This is a genomic window from Allomesorhizobium aridi (assembly GCF_043769475.1).
Lineage (GTDB): Bacteria > Pseudomonadota > Alphaproteobacteria > Rhizobiales > Rhizobiaceae > Allomesorhizobium.
Window position 1 is genome coordinate 584,187 of sequence record NZ_CP171729.1, and the last position, 21,772, is coordinate 605,958.

Genomic DNA, 21,772 nt, shown 5'->3' on the forward strand with positions numbered 1-21,772 from the left:
ATTCACCAATCCCGCAACAGCGGGGGTTCCCGCCCCGTCCGCTTTCGTCTAGGATCGGGCCGGCACCAGAAAGTAGCGTAGTGAATGGCGGTTGCGTGGATCGGCAACCGGGAAACGCTGGTGGAGCGCGCGTGCGAACAGGCCGCGATGCTTTTGCAGTCGAGCAGGTGCCCGGTTTTCAGCTTCGACACGGATATACACGGGACGCGCGCGGCGATCGCGCTCGCCGAACGGGTAGGCGCGGCGTATGACCATGTCGACGGCGCAGCGCTTGCCCGCGAGACGGCGCTCTTCACCGACAAGGGGGCCATGACCGTTTCGCCGGGCGAGGTGCGCCGGCGGGCCGATCTCGTGGCGATCGTCGGAGAATTGCCCGCCGCCCACCACGGCTTCGTGGCGGAACTGGCCGACAGCATCCCCGACCTCTCGGCGAAGAATGCGCGCGAGTTCTTCCTGATCGGCCCGGAAGGGACGGAGGCGCCGTCGTTCCTGGGCAGCCGGAAGGCGCCGATGCTCTCCTGCGAGGGCGCGGGGGTCGGCGCTGCGCTGGCTGCGCTCCGGGCGCAATGCGCCGGACGCCGGGTGTCGAAACCGGTGTCGAATTTCGACGCCTTCAAGACGGCGCTTGCCGACGCCAGGTTCCCGGTATTCCTGTTTTCGGGCCATGGCGCCGACGGCCTTGCCCTGGAGATACTGCAGGGGCTCATCGCGGATATCAACCGCAAGTCGCGCGCGTCGGCCCTGCATTTGCCGGCGAGCGAGAGCGGCTGGGGCGGAGCGCTCGCATCCACCTGGATGACGGGCTTTCCGCCGCGAACCGGCTTTGCCCGAGGCTTTCCCGAATTCGACCCATGGCGCTTCGACGTGGCGCGGGCAATCGCGGCCGGCGAGGCGGATCTGCATCTCTGGATATCGGCCAAGGCGGCAGGCGGACCCGGGAAGACCGACGGCGTCGCCGTGATAGCCCTCACAAAAACGGCCATGCCGATCGCGGATGCCGACGTCACCATCGCCATCGGCGAAGCCGGCGTCGATCACGATGCAGTCGTCTATTCCGGGCGCACCGGAAGCCTGGCTGCGGTCGAGGCGGGCGAGGCGTCGGACCTGCCGTCCGCGGCGGCGGTCATCCGCCAGATCGCCGATCATTTCCCGGCCGAGGCGGCGTTGCCATGCTGACGAAAATCTCAGGCGGCGAAATCATCGATCCGGTCAACGGCCGCCTCGGCAAGGGCGACCTCTGGATCAGGGACGAGACGATCGTCGAGCCGCCGGCGGGCGGCAATGCCGACCGCACCATCGATGCCTCAGGCTGTATGGTCATGGCCGGCGCGATCGACATCCACTCCCATATTGGCGGCGGCAATGTGAACACGGCGCGGCTGCTCCTGCCCGAACAGCACGCCGCGCATGTGGCGCGGCCGGCTATGACGCCGCTCTCCAATGCCGGCTGGTCGACCTTCGAAACCGGCTGCCGCTACGCCAAAATGGGCTTCACCACCGTGGTCGAACCGGCCATGTCGCCCGGGGCCGCGCTGCATACGCACCTCGAACTCGCCGACATCCCGATCATCGACAAGGCGACGCTGGCCATTCTCGGCAACGACGACTTTCTCCTGTCCATGATCCGCGACGACGCCTCCGAACAGATGATCGAGGACTATGTTGCCTGGACGGTCGGCTCGACGCGCGCGCTCGGCGTGAAGGTCATCAATGCCGGCGCCGCGGCCGCCTTCAAGGAGAATGTGCGCACCTTCGCGCTCGACGAAGTGGTGCCCTCGTACGGCGTCAGTTCGCGCAAGATCGTGAAGACGCTGCAGGCTGCGGTGGATCGCCTCGGCATTCCGCACCCGCTGCACGTCCATTGCAACAATCTCGGCGCGCCTGGCGCGGCCGACACCGCAGCGGCTACTATCGCTGCGGCGGAGGGCGTGCCGCTGCATCTCGCCCATCTCCAGTTCTACGGCTACGGCACCGAAGGAAAGCGCAAATTCTCATCCGCCGCGGCCCGTCTGGCGGAACTGGTGAATGGCGCGCCGGAGGTCACCATCGACATCGGCCAGGTCATGTTCGGCCAGACGGTCACAATTTCCTCCGACGTGATGCGGCAGTTTTCGGCGCGCGGCAGCGCCAGCCCGAAGAAGACGGTCATCCATGATGGCGACGGCAATGGCGGCGGCATCGTGCCTTACCGCTACAGCAAGGATTTTTATGGCACGATGCAATGGGCGGTCGGGCTCGAGCTTTTCCTGCTGATCAAGGACCCGTGGCGCGTATTCTTCACGACGGACCACCCCAATGGCGCGCCGTTCACCGCCTATCCGGCGCTCTTCGAACTGCTGATGAGCCGCGATGCGCGCGATAAAATGGCCTCAGGCGTTTCCGGGCGGGCGATGGCGCTCTCGACCCTGTCCTCCATCGCCCGCGAATACACGTTCGAGGAGATCGCCATCATGACGCGCGCTGCGCCGGCCAAATTGCTTGGGCTGAAGGATCGCGGCCATCTCGGGCCGGGCGCACTGGCCGATATCGCTATCTACCGAAAGGGCAAGGACATCGCCAAGATGTTCGGCGCCGCGGCGTTCGTCTTCAAGAACGGCGACCTGGTCGTCAAGGACGGCGAGATCGGCCACTACCGCTGGGGCAAGGCACTCCGTCTCAACCCGCCGCCGGACAAGGCTATGGTGCGTCGGCTGCGCGAGTATCACGAACGGCGCTACGGCCTGTCGCTCGACTGGTTCACATTCCCCGATGCCGCGATCGCGCGCGAGCAGCCATTCGGCGAGGTTTCATGCCGGGCCTGACAGTCAACGGAGTGGCGATCGACGACACCTTCGCGGAAGCTTTCGGCATGCGCGCGACCGCGCTCGTCATCACCGGACCGAACCGGAAGTGGGCGCGGCAGGCCGCGATCACCATGACCGGCTTCGCCACGTCGGTGATCGCCTGCGGTTGCGAGGCGGCGATCGACATCGAATTGCCGGAATCGGAAACGCCGGACGGACGGCCCGGCTGCCGCGTGATGCTTTTCGCGATGAGTACCGACGAATTGCAGAAACAATTGCTGAACCGCGTCGGCCAATGCGTGCTGACCTCGCCCGGCAGCGCCTGCTTCGCCGGGTTGAAAGGCAGCGCCGACCTCAAGCTCGGTTCGGCGCTACGCTATTTCGGCGACGGCTGGCAGATTTCCAAGAAGCTCGGCGGCCGGCATTACTGGCGAATCCCGGTCATGGACGGCGAATTCCTCTGCGAGGCCACCACCGGATTGACCAAGGAGGCCGTCGGTGGCGGCAATTTCTTCGTCATGGCGGAGACCAGCGGCAAAGCGCTTGCCGCTGCCGAAGCCGCGGTCGCTGCGATTGGCGAGGTGCCCGGCGCCATCGTGCCGTTTCCCGGTGGCATAGCCCGATCGGGCTCCAAGATCGGCGGCAAGTACAAGGGCATGGTCGCCTCGGCGAACGAAGCCTATGCCCCGACCCTGCGCGGTGTCGTCGCCGGTGCGCTGGGGCCGAACATCAACGCAGTCCTCGAAATTGTCATCGATGGCGAAACCAATGACGCAGTGGCGGCCGCCATGAAAGCCGGCATCAAGGCGGCGACGGATCTCGGGCCGGAGAAGGGCGCGGTCCGCATAGGAGCGGGCAATTACGGCGGCAAGCTCGGTAAGTTCATCTATTCGCTGAAGGACATGCTCCCGTGACGGCGATGACCTTCACCCTTGTTGCCAATCCTCCCGAGCGGCTCGACCTGTCGCCGCTGACCCCAGAAAAGCTCGCCGGAATAGGCCGGCGCGACATCGAAAAAATCCGGCTCGGCATGTCGAAGCGGGCGTCGACGGTTGCCGACATATTCCGTGTCTCGGGCGACGACGTGCAAAACATCGTATTCGACGGTGGTTCCGGCCGTTTCGACCGTGTGGCGGCGGAACTGACGGGCGGCTCGGTGCGCGTCGCGGGCGATGCAGGCTCCCAGGCGGGCCGCAACATGCGCGGTGGGCATCTGGTGATCGAAGGCAGCGCGGGGCCGCATGCCGGATCGGGCATGCGCTGCGGAAGGCTGGAGATCATGGGCGACGCCGGAGACTGCCTTGGCGGACCGCTGGCGGGCGAACTCGCCGGCATGAATGGGGGCATGCTGATCGTCAGGGGCAGGGCCGGCGCCTTTGCCGCCGATCGCATGCGGCGCGGTCTCATCGCAGTCCTCAGAGGCTCGGGCGACCATGCCGGCAGCCGCATGATCGCCGGCAGCCTGGTGATTGCCGGCGAGACTGGGGCGATGCCCGGCTATCTGATGCGCCGCGGCTCGATATTTCTCGACCGCGAGCCCGAAAACCTGTCTCCCAGCTTCGTCGAATGCGGCGCACCGGAAAATGCGTTCGCCGCCCTTCTCGACCGTCATCTTATTGCGGAGGGAATTCTCAAGCTACCTCTGCTCGGAAAGGCCCCTCGCAGATATGGCGGCGACAACGCTGTCCTCGGGATGGGCGAAATTCTCTTCCCGTACTGACGGAACGCCGAAAACTCAAATGTCGGCTGGTTCTGTACTGCCTTCTGCTAAACACACCGGAATTAAGTACGGAGTTGTTTGGCTATTTACTTATTTGGCCAAAGTTGCGATACTTTGTTGGTTGCGCGGGAGGGGGAAATGAACATAGGTGGCGGCCAGGCAGATTGGGTGTTTATCGTTGGCGGCTTCGCGCTCGCCGCCCTTGCACTGGTTATGATCTTCAAGAAATTTGATGTGACATCGGGCCACGCGATCGTTCTGGCGGTCGCTTTGGGCGTGGCCTGTCTTCCATACGTGGCCAATTTCGAATGGACGAAGGAGGGCTTCAAATTCACGACAAAGACAGAGACGTCGCAATTGGCTACCGAAGTGGCCAACTTGACGAAACAAGACACCGCAACCCGTGAACAATTGTCAAAAATTGGCGAGGCGCTTCAGGCAGCGACAGAGCGTCTTGTGGCGCTTGAAGCGTCACGCCCCAGCGATGCACCACCGCCACCGGATTCTGGGCGATTCGATCCTGCCTTTTTTGAAGATTTGATTGGAAAGAATCAAATGGTGATAAAGGACAACGATTTGCGCCTTCGCGACTTGCAGCAATTCCAGCGCCAGCTCGAACTTCCAACGCAATAGGCGGACAACAGCGCTGCGGTCCGGCAATGCGCCGCTAACCTCTCATTCGGCGTGGAGATCGCGCGGAATGGGCGGCCCAACCGCCAGGTCGCGAAAGTTCGCGTGAAAACCTTCCCGCTGCGGCGAGCATGCCATGACGCCGATCTCGGCGTCGTCGGCCTGGAACGGGCATAGCCTCGCCATCTGCCAAGCGGCACCGCTGACCGAAAGCTGCACCCGGACCGCATCGCCATGGCGCGTCAGCCGCACGGCGATCTCGTCGGTAGGCGTGGCGTCGGGCAGGGGAATCACTGACCAGTCGGACACGCCGTTCGTCACGACGACGCTGAAATGCATCATCCCGTCGGTGTATTCTATGCCGGCCTTGATCCAATGCCTTTCGTCGGCGCGCAGGTAAAGCCCGGCCTGATCGTACAGTGCCTGATAGTCGCCGGTGACGATAGCAGCGACCGTGAAGTCGCCTGACACCGGGCGAATAAAGGCGTGTCCATTGTCGCGGATGAAGCCGTAGAAAGTCTCTCGCCAGAAATCCGTTTCGGCGTCGGTGCGCAGCTCAAGCGCCTTCGCATCGCCGCTCCAGACTGACGGTTCGTTGAGCCAGTAAAACGCTTCGTGCATGGCGGAGTTCCTGTCGCTAATGTCGACTGCATAGCGGCGCGTTCGCGCGCCGTCCACATCGGGGCGTTTTGGACATTGGTATTGACAGAAATACATATGTTCAGTAACCCTCGCATCACCTAGCCGGATATCAGGAGGAGTGTCGGGATGGCTTCCAATGTTGCGTTGACGGGGCTTGCTCGCGATCTCGAGACGCGAGGCAAGTCGGGCAAGCCGATCCGCATCGGGCTGATCGGCTCGGGCGAGATGGGCACCGATATCGTCACCCGCGTGGCGCACATGTCCGGTATCGAGATCGGCGCCATCTCCGAACTGAACATTCCGGCGGCCAGCAAGGCGGTCGACATCGCCTTCCGCGAGGCAGGGCATTCGCGTGAGGTGTCCAATGCGTCGGCGATGACCGCCGCCATGGAAGCCGGCAAGATCGCGGTCACCAACGACGCCGACCTGATCATCAAAAACGACCTCATCGACGTGGTGATCGACGCGACCGGCGTTCCGGCCGTCGGGGCCGAGATCGGCTTGCGCGCCATGGAGCACGGCAAGCATCTGGTGATGATGAATGTCGAGGCAGACGTCACCATCGGCGCTTACCTGAAGAGCGAGGCGGACCGGCTTGGCGTCACCTATTCGCTAGGGGCCGGCGACGAGCCGTCTTCTTGCATGGAGTTGATCGAGTTCGTATCGGCGATGGGCCATCCGATCGTCGCGGCCGGCAAGGGCAAGAACAACCCGCTCAACATCGACGCCACGCCTCCGGACTATGAGGAGGAGGCGGAACGCCGCCACATGAATGTGCGCATGCTGGTCGAGTTCGTCGACGGCTCGAAGACCATGGTCGAGATGGCGGCGATCGCCAATGCGACCGGGCTGGTGCCGGACAAGGGCGGCATGCACGGCCCGTCGGCCACGCTGGGCGAGCTTTCCAAGGTGCTGGTGCCGGAGAAGGACGGCGGCCTGCTCTCCCGCGTCGGCGTTGTCGATTACACGATCGGCAAGGGCGTTGCGCCCGGCGTGTTCGTGGTAGCCGACATGTCGCATCCTAGAATTTCGGAGCGCATGGAGGATCTGAAGATGGGCAAGGGCCCGTACTTCACCTTCCATCGGCCCTATCACCTGACCTCGCTGGAAGTGCCGCTGACCTGCGCCCGCGTCGTGCTCTACGGCAAGGCCGACATGGTGCCGCTGGCAAAGCCGGTGGCCGAGGTCTGCGCCGTCGCCAAGAAGGACATGCAGCCCGGCGAAAAGCTCGATGCGATCGGCGAATATTGCTACCGCGCCTGGATCATGACCGCGCCGGACGCGCATGCGGCGAAGGCGGTTCCCTGTGGCCTGCTGCAGGGCGGTTCTGTGACCGCACCGATAAAGAAGGGCCAGCTTCTCACTTACGCCAATGCCGCGCCGACGCCGGGATCAAAGATCGCCGAGTTGCGGGCGCGCCAGGATAAACTCGTCTACGGCGGCGTGGAGGCCTGACTATGGCTGCTCCGAAACGGGCGCAGCCGGAAGCGGCCGAGCGCGCCAATCTGCCTTTCATCTACCGCGAATACAGCCCCGAGCAGCTGCGCCAGGTGCTGCACAAGATGTACCTCATCCGCCGCTTCGAGGAGGGCGCGGAGGAGTGCTACACGCGCGGTCTGATCCACGGCACCATGCACCTGTCGATCGGGCAGGAAGCCAGCGCCATGGGCGTCTGCATGCCGCTCGCCGAACATGATCAGATCACGTCCACCCACCGCGGCCATGGCCACTGCATCGCCAAGGGCGCCGAGGTGAAGAAGATGTTCGCCGAGTTCTTCGGCAAGACGACCGGCTATTGCAAGGGGCGCGGCGGCTCGATGCACATAGCCGACGTTGCCAAGGGCAATCTCGGCGCCAACGGCATTGTCGCCGGCGGAATTCCGATCGCGGTCGGGGCCGCCCTTTCGGCAAAGATGATGAAGACCGGCAAAGTCGTGGTCTCGTTCTTCGGCGACGGCGCCAACAATGAGGGCGCTTTCCACGAGGCGCTGAACATGGCCTCGATCTGGAAGCTGCCGGTGATTTTCGTCTGCGAGAACAATGGCTACGGCATGTCGACCTCGACCGAGCGGTCGACGGCGGTGAAGAACATCGCTGAGCGGGCGGCGGCCTATTCGATGCCGGGCGTGATCGTCAACGGCAACATATTTTCTGAGGTCGCGGAAGCCTCGCATCGCGCAGTGGAGCGGGCGCGGGCGGGCGAGGGGCCGACGCTGATCCAGAATCCAAGACCTACCGCCATCGCGGCCACTCCAAGAGCGACCGCAACCGCTACCGCACAAAGGAGGAGATCGAGGACTGGATTTCCAACCGCGATCCCATCACGCTGTTCGAGAACGAGCTGCAGGAATTCGACATCATCGACCGTAATGGCGTCGAGGCCATCCGCGAGGCGGTGCGGCAAGAGATCGCCGAGGGCATCCAGTTCGCCAAGGACAGCCCGTCGCCGGACATACGCGACGTTGAGAATTTCGTCTACACGGAGCCGGCGTAAATGGACGCGATGGTCCGCGAACTGAGCTACGCCCAGGCGATCCAGGAGGCCATGGCGCTGGCCATGGAGGCCGACGAGCGCGTGTTCCTGATGGGCGAGGACATCGGTGTTTATGGCGGCGCGTTTCAGGTGACCGGCGATCTGGTCGAGCGCTTCGGCGCTGAGCGGGTGATGGATACACCTATCTCCGAGCTAGGCGGCGCAGGCGTCGCGGTCGGCGCGGCCATAACCGGCATGCGGCCGATCTTCGAATTCCAGTTCTCCGATTTCGCCACGCTCGCCATGGAGCAGATCGTCAACCAGGCGGCGAAGATGCGCTTCATGCTGGGCGGCGAGGTCTCCGTGCCGCTGGTGATGCGCTTTCCCGCCGGTTCCGGCACGGGCGCGGCGGCCCAGCACAGCCAGAGCCTGGAGGCCTGGCTCGGCCATGTGCCCGGCCTGAAGGTGATCCAGCCGGCGACGCCGCACGACGCCAAGGGCATGCTGCTGGCTGCGATCGAAGACCCCGACCCGGTGATGATCTTCGAGCACAAGCTGCTCTACAAGATGAAGGGCCCGGTGCCGGAAGGGCACTACACCGTGCCGATCGGCAAGGCCGAGATCCGCCGCGAAGGCCGCGACCTGACCGTCGTCGCAACCTCGATCATGGTGCACAAGGCCTTGGAAGCCGCCGAGGCGCTGGAAGCGGAAGGCATCGATGTCGAGGTGGTCGATCTCAGGACCATCCGGCCGATGGACAAGCAGACGATCATCGCTAGCGTCAAGAAGACGTCGCGGCTGCTCTGCGTCTACGAGGCGGTCAAGACCTTGGGCATCGGGGCCGAGGTCAGCGCGATGATCGCTGAGAGCGAAGCCTTCGACTATCTCGATGCGCCGATCGTGCGGCTGGGCGGCGCGGAAACCCCGATTCCCTACAATCCAGAGCTCGAAAAGGCGACAGTACCGCAGGTTCCCGACATCATCGCCGCTGCGCGCTTCTTGGTCAAAGGGACGCGCTGAAAATGCCGGTCGAGGTCATCCTGCCCAAGGTCGACATGGACATGGCGACCGGCCAGATATCGCGCTGGTTCGTCGAGGAAGGTGCGGCGGTCAGGAAGGGCGACGTGCTCTTCGAGATCGAGACCGACAAGGCGGCGATGGAAATCGACGCGCCCGCCAGCGGCACGATCCGCGATATCACCGGCAGGGAAGGGGTGGATATCCCGGTCGGCGAGGCGGTGGCCTGGATTTACGAGGCGGGGGAAAGCGTCGGCGCGGCTGAGGTCGGTGAAACAGTTCCCGTGGCCGAGGCGACGAAAGCGGAGGCTCCCACCTCCCCCTTGTGGGGAGGTCGCGCCGAAGACGCGGGGGAGGGTAATGGCTCCGCACGTGTAGAAGGCACCCCCACCCCGCTGCGCGCCGACCCTCCTCACAAGGGGGAGGGTAAAGCTCGCGCCTCGCCGCTCGCCCGCCGAATCGCCAAGGACGCAGGCATCGAAGTTTCAGCGGTGACTGGCTCCGGCCCGCATGGGCGCGTGGTGAAGGCCGATGTCGAAGCCGCGATCGCCGGCGGTACGGCCAAGGCTGCGCCTGCGGAGAAGGCGGCTCCGGGCGCAGCGCCCGCTGCTGCTCCGGCAGCCAAGCCCATGTCCGACGAGCAGGTGCTGAAACTCTTCGCCGAGGGCTCCTACGAACTCGTCCCGCACGACAATATGCGCAAAACCATCGCCCGGCGGCTGGTCGAGGCGAAGTCGACCATCCCGCATTTTTATCTCACCCTCGACTGCGAGCTTGATGCGCTCCTGGCGCTCAGAGCGCAGTTGAACGCCGCCGCCGCCATGAGAAAGACCGACAAGGGCGAGGTCCCGGCCTACAAGCTCTCGGTCAACGATCTGATCATCAAAGCGATGGCGCTGGCGCTGCGCGACGTGCCGACCGCCAACGTCTCCTGGACCGAGACGGCCATGGTCCAGCACAGGCATGCCGATGTCGGCGTGGCGGTGTCGATCCCCGGCGGGCTGATCACGCCAATCATCCGCAAGGCCGACGAAAAGACGCTGTCGGTCATCTCCAACGAGATGAAGGACATGGCCGCACGGGCGCGGAACAAAAAGCTGAAGCCGGAGGAATACCAGGGCGGCACGACGGCCGTCTCCAATCTCGGCATGTTCGGCATCAAGGATTTTTCGGCGGTCATCAACCCGCCGCACGCGACGATCCTGGCGGTCGGCGCGGGCGAGGAGCGGGCTGTCGTCAAAAATGGCGAGGTGAAGATCGCGACGATGATGTCGGTGACGCTGTCAACCGACCACCGCGCGGTGGACGGCGCGCTCGGAGCCGAGTTGCTGGTCGCCTTCAAGCGCCATGTCGAGAATCCGATGGGGATGCTGGTTTAGCGCCAGCGCCAAACCCTCCCCTTGCGGGGAGGGGTGGTCGCGCAGCGACCGGGTGGGGGTGGTGATGCCGGGTTCGTGGGGTGAAGGAGAGTGGTGGATGTTGGGGACTCGTGCGGTGCTTTGAATGACAACCACCGCGCCTGGCGGAACCACCCCCACCCCTAGCCCCTCCCCGCAAGGGGAGGGGAACTTGGGCAGCGCAGGGAAACCGAGAAACCCTACTCTGCAGCCGCGGCGCTTTCCTTGAGGAAACCAAGCTTGGCAAGCTGCAGCCCGATTTCGTTCCAGTCGGCGCAGATAGCCGCCGCGCCGCAAGCCGTCAGGCGTGCGCCGTGTTCGGGATAGGTGTGGCCGCCGCCGGTATAGCCGATGGCGGTCATGCCGGCTGCGACCGCGCCCTCGATGCCGAACGGCGAATCCTCGATCACCACGCAGTCTGCCGGGTCTGCGCCCATTTTTTCGGCGGCGTGGAGAAAAATGTCAGGCGCGGGCTTGCCGCGCCTGACCATTGAGGAACTGTAGATGGAACCGCCGAAAAACTGCGCCAGCCCGGTCACACCAAGGCTGTGATTTATGCGCTCGACCGACGACGACGACGCGACGCAGCGTTCGAGACCAAGCGGATCCAGGAACGGCACGATGCCGTTGGTCGGCTTCAGCTCTTTGGTGAACAGGATCTTGGTCTCGGCCCAGATGTCGCCGTCCGCGTGCTCCGGAAACTGATGGCCAGTCAGTTCCCTGATCCTGACAATGATGTCGGACTGCTTCATGCCGACGCATTGCGCGATGATGTTGACGCCGACGCCGCTCATGCCGTGCTTTTCATAGACGCGCTCATAGGCGCGCGCGGCCAGCGGTTCGCTGTCGACCAGAACGCCGTCACAGTCGAAAATGATCAGCTTCGATCGCGCCACGCGCTTCTCCCCGACAACTCAAAAATCGCGCACATCGCTATCCACAAAAAAACCAGATGTTCAATAGACGGGATTGCTGCCCTGCCAATAGAGGGCTCAAAGCTGTGGGAGGGCTCTGCTGCGGCGCGATGCACCCAGAGCCTGCTGCATGGCCTGCCTGGCCTGCGCGCGGTCGGGCGCGATCCAGTTCGGCTCGGCGCCGAGAAAGCGGTCCAGGAAGGCGACGGCATAAGCAGGCATCTCGGTGACATTCTCGCGATACGACCACCAGGTGCGCAGATCGTCGGCGCATTTGTCGATCGTCGGCATGCGGCCGAATTCCTGCTCGTAGATGGCCGCGATCGCCGACACGCAATAGTTTGTGTAGAGAAAACCCTCCGGCCAGAATCGCACGATTTCCAGCGCCTCGGGGTTGGCGGCATCCTCGTTCAGGCTGTCCAGGCCGGAAATCAGCCGAGCCGGTTCCTGCCGAATCAGTTCGCGCAGAACCAGGCCGGCGGCGAATACGATGAAATCGGCCCGATCCACCCGCGCGAAGCGTTTTTGCGCTTCCATGATCTCGACCCAGTCGAGAAACGCCCGCGTCAGCTTCGTCTCGTCGATCTCGAAGCGCAGGCCATAGGTCGCCGAGACTTCCCGGGCGCTGGCGCGGAACGTCGCCCTGAACCAGCGCAACTGCCGCAGCCGATGCCGAAGGTCGGGCATCAGGGCCAATTCGTCCTTGAACCGCAAATCCATTGTTCCGGGCATCCTTTTCCAGCAGAATCTAGCACGCCTGACTGATAAACCAAATCAGTCCGCTGCTTTGTGACGGGCTCAATACGTCGCGATGTCATACATATTGACATCGCAGGAAACAAATGTTCTCTAATTGAAGCCGTCTCGCGTCACGTTAGCGCGGCTCGGCAAATCCTCGGGAGGAGGAGAAATATGGCGATCTGGCAATGGGGATTGCTGCTGCTCGTGGTAGTCTGGGCGCTTCAGTCGCTCGGCGTCTGGGTCCAGATGCGGCACTACTCCGGGGTCTTCAAAGGCATCACCGAAAAATACAGTGACGGCTTCGTCGGCGCCGGCAACCATCGCGGTCGCTTCGGCAAGGGCACAATCGTGCTGATCGTGGCGACGCCCGATCTGATCGTGCGCCGCTTCCTGGCGATGAGCGGGCGCTCCGTGTTCGCAAAATTCAAGAGACATGAAGAATTCGAGGGCGTCGCCCTCGATAAGCTCCGGTCCGATCCCGCGGTTTTGGGTGAGGGGGAACCCGGTGTGGCCGAGGCCGTGAAACGGGCGATCGAGCAGATCGACCGCGCGCGATCGGAGCCGGTCAAAGAGCCGGGCCTATCCGGCTTGAACGCTGCACGCGCATAGAGGACTGCCGCGAGCCGGGGGGATAAAGCCGGCAAGGGCTGAATAGAGGAGGAGAAATGTCCATAGTTTCGATGTTGGCGCAGCATGCCGACATGGCCGTCCAGAACCTGCATGTCGCGGGCTCGATGGTTTCGGATGCTGCATTGCACGGCAAGCTCGCCGTCGGGTACGGCGCGAACGATCTTGTCGTTCTCGCCCAGGCCGACGGCGGCATAAGCGTCGAAGAATTCCGGCAGAAGCTGGAAAACGTCCAGCAGGAGGAACAACTCGGCTGGCTTACCGCCATCGGCAAATACTTCATCGGCATCTTCCAGAAGGGCGGCGAGGTTTTCGCCGGCTTCGTCACCGGCATCATCCCGACGCTCGTCGTGCTGATGACGGCGTTCTACGCCATCACAGAACTGGTCGGCGAAGAGCGCGTGCACGGGCTTGCCCGCGGCGCGGGCAGGATCGCGCTGACCCGCTATACGCTGCTGCCGCTGTTGGCAGTGTTCTTCCTGACCAATCCGATGGCCTACACCTTCGGATCTTTCCTCGAGGAAAAGCATAAGCCGGCCTTCTACGACGCGGCGGTGTCCTACGTTCACCCGCCGCTCGGCCTGTTCCCGCACATCAATCCGGGCGAATATTTCGTCTGGGGCGGCGTGCTGGTCGCGCTCCTGGAACTGGAGCGCAGCGGCGCGGTGCCTTCGGGCTACCACATCAACGTCGCCATCTGGTACGCTATCGTCGGCCTCATCGTCATACTGCTCAAGGGCATGCTGACCGAACGCATCACAGCCATCATGGCGCGCCGCCAGGGCGTCGAGCTGTAGTCGGGGGAGGACGATATGGACGTGACCAAGACATACAAGGCGGTAAAGATTTCCAGGGGCTCCGGCGGATGGGGCGGTCCGCTCGTCATCCAGCCGACGGAACAGCGCAACAAGGTGGTGTCGGTGACCGGCGGAGGAATCCATCCGGTGGCGAAGCTGATCGCCGACATGACCGGAGCGGAAGCCGTCGACGGCTTCAAGGCGCCGCCGATTGAAAGCGAGATGGCGGTTGTTGTTGTCGATTGCGGCGGAACCGCGCGCTGCGGCGTCTATCCGCGCAAGCGCATCCCGACCGTCAACCTGACGCCGGTCGGACAGGCAGGTCCGCTGGCCCAATTCATTACCGAGGACATTTACGTCTCGGGGGTGAAGCCGGCCAATGTCTCGATGGCCGACGGGTCTGAGCCGGTCACTGCCGCAGGCGCAGCCACCGGCACCGGCCCGAGCCCGACGGATTCACCAGCGGTCAGAGTGGCCGATACGGCTCCCCAGAGCGAAGGCGGGCTTGTCGGGCTGATCAGCTCGATCGGTCGCGTGATGGGGCGTGTCGTCGGCATCTTCTTCAATGCCGGCCGGCGCACCATCGACCAGGTGATCCGCAACGTGCTGCCGTTCATGGCCTTCGTGACCATGCTCATCGGCTTGATCCTCTATACGGGCATCGGCGACGTGCTGGCCCAGCCGATGGGGCCGCTGGCCAACAACATCGTCGGCCTGCTGATCATCTCGGCGATCTGCGGCCTGCCGTTCCTTTCGCCCATTCTGGGGCCGGGAGCGGTCATCGCGCAGGTCATCGGCGTGGCCATCATCGGCCCGCAGATAGCCAACGGCACGATCTCGCCCGCAATGGCCCTGCCGGCGCTGTTTGCCTACAACACGCAGGTAGGCTGCGACTTCGTTCCGGTCGGTCTGGCGCTTGGCGAGGCCAAGCCCAAGACGATCGAGATCGGCGTTCCGGCGGTCCTCATCAGCCGTCAGATCATGGGGCCGGTATCCGTGCTGATCGCATGGGTGTTCAGCCTCTTCGTGCTCTAGAACCTGCCCAAATTCTGCTCCGGCGACCTGCAAAAGGCTAGCCGGAGCAGGCATCGATAAGGAAAAGAAGGCGATCATGACAGTTCTTTTGCGGACACGGATCACGGAGATCGGGCCCGAGGTCGCGGACCTTGCCGAAGCCGGCGTGGTCATCCTGTTTGCGGACGGCTCGCCGGCGGAGCTCGCGGAAGTCTCCGTGCTCCACAAGACGGAGCAGGGACCGAGCGACGGCGCGCCGAAAGCTGGCGCATCGATCGCCATCGGCCCGCTGTCGGCAACGATCACCGCTGTCGGCCCGACGGCCTGGAGCAAGGTGCGCGAGATCGGCCACGTGGTGATCTCGTTCAACGGCGCGGCCGAGGCCGAGCGGCCGGGCGAAATCTGCGCCTCGAAGGTCGATCATGAATCGCTGGTGGCGGCCCTGAAAACCGACGCGATCATCACGATCGGCGCCTGACCTGATTTGCGCTGCCGCTTGCGGCGGTGGCGCTCCCGAATACAGAGTATGCGCCATGGAACGCTCGACCATCGTCAGAGTGCATGAAGGATTGCACGCCCGCCCGGCCACGCGGTTCGTCAAGCTCGCCAAGAGCTTCGAATCCGATGTCGAAATCGTCAAGGACGGCAAGGCGGCGAGCGCCAAGAGTTCGGTGAAGCTGATGCTGCTCGGCGTCAAGGAGGACCAGGAGGTCACTGTCCGGGCCACCGGCGCCGACGCGATCGAAGCGGTCGAGGCGCTGATCGGCTATCTGGAAAACCCACTGTCCGGCCTCGACGAGGACGCGGCTGCGGCGATCGCCCCGAACCCGGCCGGCGCGGAGTCAGTCCCGGCCGCGCCCGTTGCCGCTCCAGAACCAGCAGCGGCGGCGGATGGAGCGCTGCGCGGCATCGCCGCGAGCGAGGGCGTCGCCATCGGCCCGGCCTTCGCGCATTTCCCGCCTGAAATCCGGGCCGAAGGCCGCGAGCTTTCAGCCGGCGAAATTCCCGCCGAGATCGAGCGGTTGAAGGCGGCGATTGCCGCTGTCCAGCGGCGCATGGACAAGGCGCTGGCCGAGAACAGCCTGTCGGCCGGCGACCGCGGCATCATCGCCGCGCTGAAGGACATCGCCGCCGATGAGACGCTGACCGGCGAGACCGAAGCGCTGGTCGTCAGGGGCGTCGATGCGGTCTCCGCCGTGATCAGCGCAACCTCGAAGATCGCATCGGAATTCGGCGGGGTAGACGATCACTATCTGAACGCGCGAGCCGACGACGTGCACGCCGTTGGCCGGCAGATCTGCCTCGCATTGCTAGGCCAGGACGATGTCAGCCTCGAAAACATCCCGCAGGGCGCGATCCTGATCGCCGACGACATCGGCGCCTGGGACCTGGCGCGCGCGCCGCTGAAGCGCATCGGCGGCGTGGTCTGCGGCCATGGCGGCGCGACTTCGCATATCGCCATCATCGCAAGGTCGCACGGCATACCCGCCGTGCTCGGCCTCGGCGAGCGGATCAATACGCTGCGCGAGGCGAAGGCCATCGCGCTCGACGGCGATGCCGGCTTCGTCGCCGCCGATCCGGACGAAACGGTGCGCGCAGATTTCGCCCGGCGCGTGGGCCAGGCCGCGGCCGAGCGCGACGCGCTGACGGCGTTCAGGGATTTCACGCCAAAACTCGCGGACGGCACCGTCATCGAGGTCGCCGCCAATATCGGCTCGCTGGAGGAGATCGACGCGGCCCTGGAGGCGGGCGCGATGGGCGTCGGCCTGTTCCGCACCGAACTCCTGTTCATGCGCCACATGCACCTGCCCTCGGAAGACATGCAGGCCGAGACCTACTCGGCGTTGGCGCGCGCCTTCGCACCGCATCCGGTGATCGTGCGCACGCTCGACATCGGCGGCGACAAGCCGATCGCGGGAATAGAATTTCCGGAGGAGGAGAACCCCTTCCTCGGCTGGCGCGGCATCAGGATGTGCCTCGACCGGCCCGACATCTTCAAGCGCCAGCTGCGCGCGCTGCTGCGGGCGGCGGTTCATGGCAACGTCAAGGTCATGCTGCCGATGGTGTCGGACATAGACGAGGTGCGGCGGACAAAAACGCTGATCGAGGAATGCGCGGCCGAACTCGATGCTGAGGGCGCGCCTCACGCGATGTTCCCGCTCGGCGTGATGATCGAGACGCCTGCCGCCGTTCTCATAGCCCCTGCACTGGCGCGCGAGGTGGCGTTCTTCTCGATCGGCACCAACGACCTGACGCAATATGTCATGGCCGCAGACCGGCTCAACCCGACCGTGGCGAAGCTGAACGACGTGACCAATCCGGCGGTCATGTCGGCGATTGAGATGACCGCACGGGCCGGCGTCGAAGCGGGCATCATGGTAGGCATGTGCGGCGAGGCCGCCGGCCGCCCAGATCTCATTCCAGCCTTCCTCCGCATGGGATTGACGGAACTGAGCATGAGCCCCGCCTCTGTCCCGCGCGCCAAAAAGCGGATCGCCGAACTGGAAACTGGCGCCGGAGGCTAAGGCAGATGAGCGAGCAGCACGGCGAACACCGCCGTCAATTCGCCGAGCCGGTCCGCCTTGCCATAAGCCTGAACGATGCGGTCGTGACGCACATCCGCCGCCAGCGTCGTGATCTCCAGCATGTCGGCCGCCGGCAGATCGTCGGCGCCGATGGTCGCAAGTCCACAGGCCAGCGCAAGCGGCGCCAGGAAACGGATTTCGAGATCAAGGTTCCGGCCGCCCTGCGCGCTTTTGGAGAAGCGGATCGGACGCTGCTCGACGAGTTCGATCAGCAGCGCCGCAGAGAGCGCCGCGGCTACCGCTACACGCTCGTCCGGCTCCGCAGCGATATCCAGTTCGGCGATGAGATCCCCATGCAGCCTGCGCATCGCCGCATGCGCGGCGGCGAGGCTCGCTTCATAAATGCGCGGCGCGCCGGTGGTCTTTCTGGCAGCAATCGCCTTGGCGAGATAATACATGTCGCGCCGGAACGCCCGCTCGCCGTCCAGCGAGGGACCGCGGCCATTGCTGCGGAAATAGTGTTCGAAGCTCCTGACCGTCGCGGCGTCGGTATTTGCCGGGCGCTCATGCGGCACCAGCGCTTCGGCCAGCGACATGGCGTCGTCGACGACGCTGGCGGCATGTCCCAGCAGCTCCTCGAAACCCTTAGCTGGCGAGGACGAGGGAGCGCGGCGTTCCACAGCGGCATTCCGCGCGTGGTCGTGACGGCTCTGGCGGATAACGTGGCGCACGTCCCGCAGCCGGTCCTTGAGGTTGACGCGGACATCTTCGGAAATCTGTCTGAGCATTTCAGGTCGCCTCGGCACTTCTCCCAGCGACGGGCGCTTCGCCCATCGCCATGCACAAGAATTGTTTCTACAGATTGGTAGATCAATAGGCGATACTGCGCCAGCACGCAGAATCAATAGAGCCGAACGAGTGGGGGACGGAATTGGCGAAGCGACGGTCGAATGGCGGAACCGGAGGCGCGGCGGGCGAAGCCGGCATTGCCGAGCAACAGGTAAGCGAGAGCAAGACCGACCGTCTCAGGATCCGCGCGGCCTGGATGTATTTCATCGAGCAGATGACGCAGAACGAGATCGCCGAGGTGCTCGGGGTCGGCCGCGTCACCATCGTGCGCATGCTTGCAGAGGCGCGCGCGCGCAACGAAGTCAAGATCGCCATCGAAAGCGAGTTGAGCGAACTCGTCAAGCTCGAGCGCGCGCTGGAAAGGACCTTCGGCATCCGGCAGGCTTTCGTGGCGCCGCTGTCGACGTCCGAGGCCGACCCGATCCCGGCGATTGCCGCCAAGACGGGCGCTTATCTTTCGGAGGCTATGAAGTCGGGCATGCGTGTCGGCGTCGGCTGGGGCCGCACCCTTTTCAGTTCGCTGTCATTCATCACGCCAAAGTCCCTGTCCGACTTTAAGGTGATCTCGCTTCTCGGCGGCGTCGGCGTGGCGCGACAGATCAATCCAGCCGAGTTCGCTTGGCGCTTTGCGCAGACCTTCCAGGGCGAGGGCTACCTCATTCCCGCGCCGGCTGTCGTCGACAGCGTCGAGACAAAAATCGCCCTCATCGAGCGCTGCGGCCTGCAGGATATCTTCCGCATGACCGACGATCTCGACGCCGTTCTGCTGAGCATCGGCGGCATCAGGTCGGCGACGACGTTCTACCGCGGCGGTTACCTCAAGGAGGCCCAGAGGGAGGAACTGATCGCGCGCGGTTCGGTCGGCGATCTGCTCTTCCACCCGTTCGACATAAACGGCCAAATCGTCGACCATCCGATCAACGGCGTGGTCATGTCGGTGGACGTCGAGCGGCTGCGCCGCGCGCCGCTCCGCATTTTGACCTCCGGCGGCTCGGAAAAAATCGAGGCCCTGCTCGGCGCCATGAACCTGATCGCGCCGACTGTGCTGATCACCGACGAGGAAAGCGCGCGGCGTGTGCTGGAAATGCATGCCGCGCGGGAAGGGCGGCAGTAGTGCGCATCACCGCTGCGAACCGAACCCCGCCATGGTCGCCTTCACTTCGCGGGTGATCCAGCGCCTGAATTCGGCGGCCTTGGCGCTTTGCCGGCTGGATGCGCGCGTAACCAGATAGTAGCCGAGGCCGCTGGCGACCGTGACGCCGAACGGTGCGACGAGACGGCCGTCGGCCAACGCATCCGCAGCCAGCAACTGCCAGGCAAGCATGACGCCCTGGCCGCCAATCACTGCCTCAAGGCAAAGCACCGGGTCGGTGAAGGTTGCGCCCGGAAGCGGCGTCACCGGCTCGACCCCGGCCGCCGCGAACCAGCGGTCCCAACTGAGCATGGTGTTTTCGTCCTGGATGACGGAGACTTTGGCGAGATCGGCCGGCGAGCGCAGCCGCTTCGCGAGTTCAGGCGAGCAGACCGGGAAAATCTCCAGCGGAAGCAGGAGTTCGGCGCGCACGCGCGGCCAGTTGCCTTCGCCCATGCGGATGGCGAGTTCAACATCGGAATGCTCGAGGTCGACGAGACGGGTCGAGGCGTCGATCCGCAGCAGGATTTCGGGATGGAGCGCGAAGAAGCGGCTGAGCCTCGGCACCATCCAGCGCGACGCGAAGGCCGGCGGCACCGACACCACCAGCGTGTTGGTCGCCTGCTCGTCGGCCATCGCCACCGCCTGCGCGAGCTCGTGGAAGCCGACCGAGAGCCGCGCCGTGAACAGTGCGCCGAATGCTGTAGGCGTCAGCCCGCTGGCGGTCCGCTCGAACAGTTTCTTGCCGAGCTGCAATTCGATCCGGCCGATCTGCTGGCTGACGGCGCTGGGCGAAACGCCGAGTTCCTCTGCGGCTTTCGCGAGCGAACCGCAGCGGGCCGCCGCTTCTGCGGCGCGCAGGCCGTTCAAATGCACCGAATTGAGATTCATTGATTTAGATTTTCTAATGTCGCGCTCGGCATTTCTGGATTGAAAATTGCCGGATTCGGCAGATCATACAGCCATTGAACCAGATGAGGCGAGAAAAACATGAAGATTTTCTCAATCGGAACCAGGGTGTTTGGCCAAGTGCTTAGAACGCCGCGCGAAACCTCCGCCAGTGAAGAAAGCTGGATGCTCGACCCGCTGTCGCACCCGGACGTCGAGGCGATGACGGAGCGCGAACTGGCCGACCTGCCGTTCAACCGCGGCTATTGCGGCGCGTCGGAATGCACCGGCGAACGGCGCTGCGGCTGAGTTTGCGGCGCCACAACGGGCAACCGAAGCGCCGTAGGGCGCTTGGGCGTTGCCCCTGGTCCAACGGGAAAGCGGACGCCGCTATTGTATGCTCGCCGGGCGGCAATATTGTCGCGCCATGATTTCGAACCCCGCGCCTCCGCTCCGTTTCGCCATCGCCGGCATGATCGCGATGGCGGTCGCCATGGGCTTCGGGCGTTTCGTCTATACGCCGATCCTGCCCGGCATGATGGACGAACTCGGCCTTTCGTCGGCCGATGCCGGGCTGATCGCCTCGGCCAATTATCTCGGCTACCTGATCGGCGCCATCGTCGCGGCGGGTGGCTGGGCGCATGGCGGCGAACGGGCGCTGATGCTCGGCGCGCTGGCGGCAAGCGCGCTGCTCTCGGTGCTGATGGGGCTTAGCGACAGCCTGCCGGTCTTCCTGCTGGTGCGTTTCCTGGCGGGACTGGCCAGCGCCTTCGTCATGGTGTTCCTGACCAGCATCGTCTTCAGCCATCTGGCGGCGGCGAAGCGCGGCGACTTGCAGGCCATGCATTTCGGCGGCGTCGGCGTCGGCATTGCGGTCTCGTCGGCGATGATGGCTGTGCTGCTTGCCGCCGGTGCGCACTGGCCCGCCGGATGGCTGTGGTCGGGCGTCATTTCGGTCGCCGGCTTCGCCGTGGTCGCCCTGCTCATCAATCGCGGCCCGCTGGCTATTGGCTCCGCGCGGCGCGAGCCACGGCTGCCGAGAAGCGGCGCGCTCGCCAGGATCATCCTCGCTTATGGCCTGTTCGGCTTCGGCTACATCGTCACCGCCACCTTCCTGGTGGCGATCGTGCGCCAGGGCGACACCGGCCGGCAGTTCGAGGCGCTGGTCTGGCTGGCGACGGGGCTGGCCGGAATTCCGTCCGTCTGGCTCTGGAGCCGGGTTGCCGCGTACGCCGGACTCGCGACGACGTTTGCCGTCGGCTGCATCGTCGAGGCGGTGGGCGTGACGGCGAGCGTAGCGATCGGCGGCTTCGCCGGCCCCCTGATCGGCGGTGTTCTGCTCGGCAGCACCTTCATCGCCATCACCGCGCTCGGCCTGCAGATCGGACGGCTGCTTGCGCCGGAAGCGCCGCGCCGGGTGCTGGCGCTGATGACCGCCTCGTTTGGCGTAGGCCAGATCCTGGGGCCGATCGCGGCGGGCTGGATTGCCGAGTGGACGGGGGATTTCGTCACGGCCTCGATCGGCGCGGCGATCGCGCTGCTCTTTGCCGGCGCAACAGCATGGTCTGCGGGGCCGTCGCCAAAATCGCCATGATTGCCGTTTCTATCGGCGGCCGGCATGGA

Annotated in this window: 21 protein-coding genes and 1 pseudogene; 17 read left to right on the forward strand and 5 right to left on the reverse strand. The window is 64.6% G+C overall.

Going from position 1 to position 21,772, the window contains the following annotated elements:
• Window positions 1-84: 84 nt before the first annotated feature.
• The 5 genes from ACG873_RS04770 to ACG873_RS04790 all read left to right on the forward strand — a co-directional run bounded on the left by ACG873_RS04770 (window position 85) and on the right by ACG873_RS04790 (window position 5,136).
• Window positions 85-1,176, forward strand: coding sequence for a tungsten formylmethanofuran dehydrogenase (locus ACG873_RS04770; RefSeq protein ID WP_394890685.1), 1,092 nt, complete (start codon window positions 85-87; stop codon window positions 1,174-1,176).
• Window positions 1,170-2,801 (forward strand): formylmethanofuran dehydrogenase subunit A, encoded by a 1,632-nt coding sequence (locus ACG873_RS04775; RefSeq protein WP_394890686.1) that lies wholly within the window; start codon window positions 1,170-1,172, stop codon window positions 2,799-2,801. The genes ACG873_RS04770 and ACG873_RS04775 overlap by 7 nt, the downstream gene beginning before the upstream one ends.
• Window positions 2,789-3,697 carry a formylmethanofuran--tetrahydromethanopterin N-formyltransferase gene (gene fhcD / locus ACG873_RS04780; protein ID WP_394890687.1) on the forward strand — a complete coding sequence of 303 codons (909 nt, stop codon included), beginning with the start codon at window positions 2,789-2,791 and terminating at the stop codon, window positions 3,695-3,697. Before ACG873_RS04775 ends, fhcD begins: the two co-directional genes overlap by 13 nt.
• A 5-nt stretch (window positions 3,698-3,702) precedes the next feature.
• Window positions 3,703-4,503, forward strand: coding sequence for a formylmethanofuran dehydrogenase subunit C (locus tag ACG873_RS04785; protein WP_394893348.1), 801 nt, complete (start codon window positions 3,703-3,705; stop codon window positions 4,501-4,503).
• Window positions 4,504-4,641: 138 nt separating this feature from the next.
• Window positions 4,642-5,136, forward strand: coding sequence for a hypothetical protein (locus ACG873_RS04790; RefSeq protein ID WP_394890688.1), 495 nt, complete (start codon window positions 4,642-4,644; stop codon window positions 5,134-5,136).
• A gap of 42 nt (window positions 5,137-5,178) precedes the next feature.
• Here the strand turns inward: ACG873_RS04790 and ACG873_RS04795 are convergent, their stop codons facing one another.
• On the reverse strand, window positions 5,179-5,754 hold the full coding sequence (locus ACG873_RS04795) for a DUF1349 domain-containing protein (RefSeq protein ID WP_394890689.1): 576 nt from the start codon (window positions 5,752-5,754) through the stop codon (window positions 5,179-5,181).
• A 147-nt stretch (window positions 5,755-5,901) separates the two neighbouring features.
• Between ACG873_RS04795 and ACG873_RS04800 the strand changes: the two genes are divergently transcribed.
• The 4 genes and pseudogenes from ACG873_RS04800 (at window position 5,902) to ACG873_RS04815 (ending at window position 10,644) form a co-directional block, all read left to right on the forward strand.
• Window positions 5,902-7,230 (forward strand): NAD(P)H-dependent oxidoreductase, encoded by a 1,329-nt coding sequence (locus tag ACG873_RS04800; protein WP_394890690.1) that lies wholly within the window; start codon window positions 5,902-5,904, stop codon window positions 7,228-7,230.
• A gap of 2 nt (window positions 7,231-7,232) precedes the next feature.
• A pseudogene (locus ACG873_RS04805) lies at window positions 7,233-8,269 on the forward strand (thiamine pyrophosphate-dependent dehydrogenase E1 component subunit alpha).
• A complete protein-coding gene (locus tag ACG873_RS04810; protein ID WP_394890691.1) occupies window positions 8,270-9,268 on the forward strand; it encodes an alpha-ketoacid dehydrogenase subunit beta in 999 nt (332 codons plus the stop codon).
• A 2-nt stretch (window positions 9,269-9,270) separates the two neighbouring features.
• Complete coding sequence (locus tag ACG873_RS04815; protein WP_394890692.1) at window positions 9,271-10,644, forward strand: pyruvate dehydrogenase complex dihydrolipoamide acetyltransferase; 1,374 nt, start codon at window positions 9,271-9,273, stop codon at window positions 10,642-10,644.
• A gap of 218 nt (window positions 10,645-10,862) precedes the next feature.
• On the opposite strand, the gene ACG873_RS04820 is transcribed toward ACG873_RS04815, so the two are convergent.
• Both ACG873_RS04820 and ACG873_RS04825 read right to left on the reverse strand, forming a co-directional pair.
• Entirely contained in the window at window positions 10,863-11,558 is a 696-nt protein-coding gene (locus tag ACG873_RS04820) for an HAD family hydrolase (protein ID WP_394890693.1), read from the reverse strand.
• Window positions 11,559-11,654: 96 nt separating this feature from the next.
• Window positions 11,655-12,296, reverse strand: a complete 642-nt coding sequence (locus tag ACG873_RS04825) for a hypothetical protein (protein ID WP_394890694.1) — start codon at window positions 12,294-12,296, stop codon at window positions 11,655-11,657.
• 192 nt (window positions 12,297-12,488) lie between these two features.
• Here ACG873_RS04825 and ACG873_RS04830 point away from each other — a divergent pair, with 192 nt between their 5' ends.
• From ACG873_RS04830 to ptsP, 5 genes are all read left to right on the forward strand, one after another.
• On the forward strand, window positions 12,489-12,926 hold the full coding sequence (locus tag ACG873_RS04830) for a transcriptional regulator GutM (RefSeq protein WP_394890695.1): 438 nt from the start codon (window positions 12,489-12,491) through the stop codon (window positions 12,924-12,926).
• Window positions 12,927-12,982: 56 nt separating this feature from the next.
• The gene (locus ACG873_RS04835) at window positions 12,983-13,741 is read left to right on the forward strand and encodes a PTS glucitol/sorbitol transporter subunit IIC (RefSeq protein ID WP_394890696.1); all 759 of its coding nucleotides are present in this window, start codon (window positions 12,983-12,985) and stop codon (window positions 13,739-13,741) included.
• A 21-nt stretch (window positions 13,742-13,762) separates the two neighbouring features.
• Window positions 13,763-14,776, forward strand: coding sequence for a PTS glucitol/sorbitol transporter subunit IIB (locus ACG873_RS04840; protein WP_394893349.1), 1,014 nt, complete (start codon window positions 13,763-13,765; stop codon window positions 14,774-14,776).
• Window positions 14,777-14,852: 76 nt separating this feature from the next.
• A complete protein-coding gene (locus tag ACG873_RS04845; protein WP_394890697.1) occupies window positions 14,853-15,233 on the forward strand; it encodes a PTS glucitol/sorbitol transporter subunit IIA in 381 nt (126 codons plus the stop codon).
• Window positions 15,234-15,288: 55 nt separating this feature from the next.
• Window positions 15,289-17,280, forward strand: a complete 1,992-nt coding sequence (ptsP, locus tag ACG873_RS04850) for a phosphoenolpyruvate--protein phosphotransferase (protein WP_394890698.1) — start codon at window positions 15,289-15,291, stop codon at window positions 17,278-17,280.
• Here ptsP and ACG873_RS04855 read toward each other — a convergent pair.
• On the reverse strand, window positions 17,277-18,068 hold the full coding sequence (locus tag ACG873_RS04855) for a hypothetical protein (RefSeq protein ID WP_394890699.1): 792 nt from the start codon (window positions 18,066-18,068) through the stop codon (window positions 17,277-17,279). The two genes, ptsP and ACG873_RS04855, sit on opposite strands and share 4 nt — an antisense overlap.
• A 143-nt stretch (window positions 18,069-18,211) precedes the next feature.
• Between ACG873_RS04855 and ACG873_RS04860 the strand changes: the two genes are divergently transcribed.
• Window positions 18,212-19,243: a sugar-binding transcriptional regulator gene (locus ACG873_RS04860; protein WP_394890700.1), complete on the forward strand. Its 1,032-nt coding sequence runs from the start codon at window positions 18,212-18,214 to the stop codon at window positions 19,241-19,243.
• A gap of 6 nt (window positions 19,244-19,249) precedes the next feature.
• Here ACG873_RS04860 and ACG873_RS04865 read toward each other — a convergent pair whose 3' ends face one another.
• Window positions 19,250-20,152, reverse strand: a complete 903-nt coding sequence (locus tag ACG873_RS04865) for a LysR substrate-binding domain-containing protein (RefSeq protein ID WP_394890701.1) — start codon at window positions 20,150-20,152, stop codon at window positions 19,250-19,252.
• A gap of 99 nt (window positions 20,153-20,251) precedes the next feature.
• Here ACG873_RS04865 and ACG873_RS04870 point away from each other — a divergent pair, with 99 nt between their 5' ends.
• Window positions 20,252-20,458, forward strand: coding sequence for a hypothetical protein (locus ACG873_RS04870; protein WP_394890702.1), 207 nt, complete (start codon window positions 20,252-20,254; stop codon window positions 20,456-20,458).
• Window positions 20,459-20,576: 118 nt separating this feature from the next.
• Window positions 20,577-21,743 (forward strand): YbfB/YjiJ family MFS transporter, encoded by a 1,167-nt coding sequence (locus tag ACG873_RS04875; protein ID WP_394890703.1) that lies wholly within the window; start codon window positions 20,577-20,579, stop codon window positions 21,741-21,743.
• The last annotated feature ends 29 nt before the right edge of the window (window positions 21,744-21,772 follow it).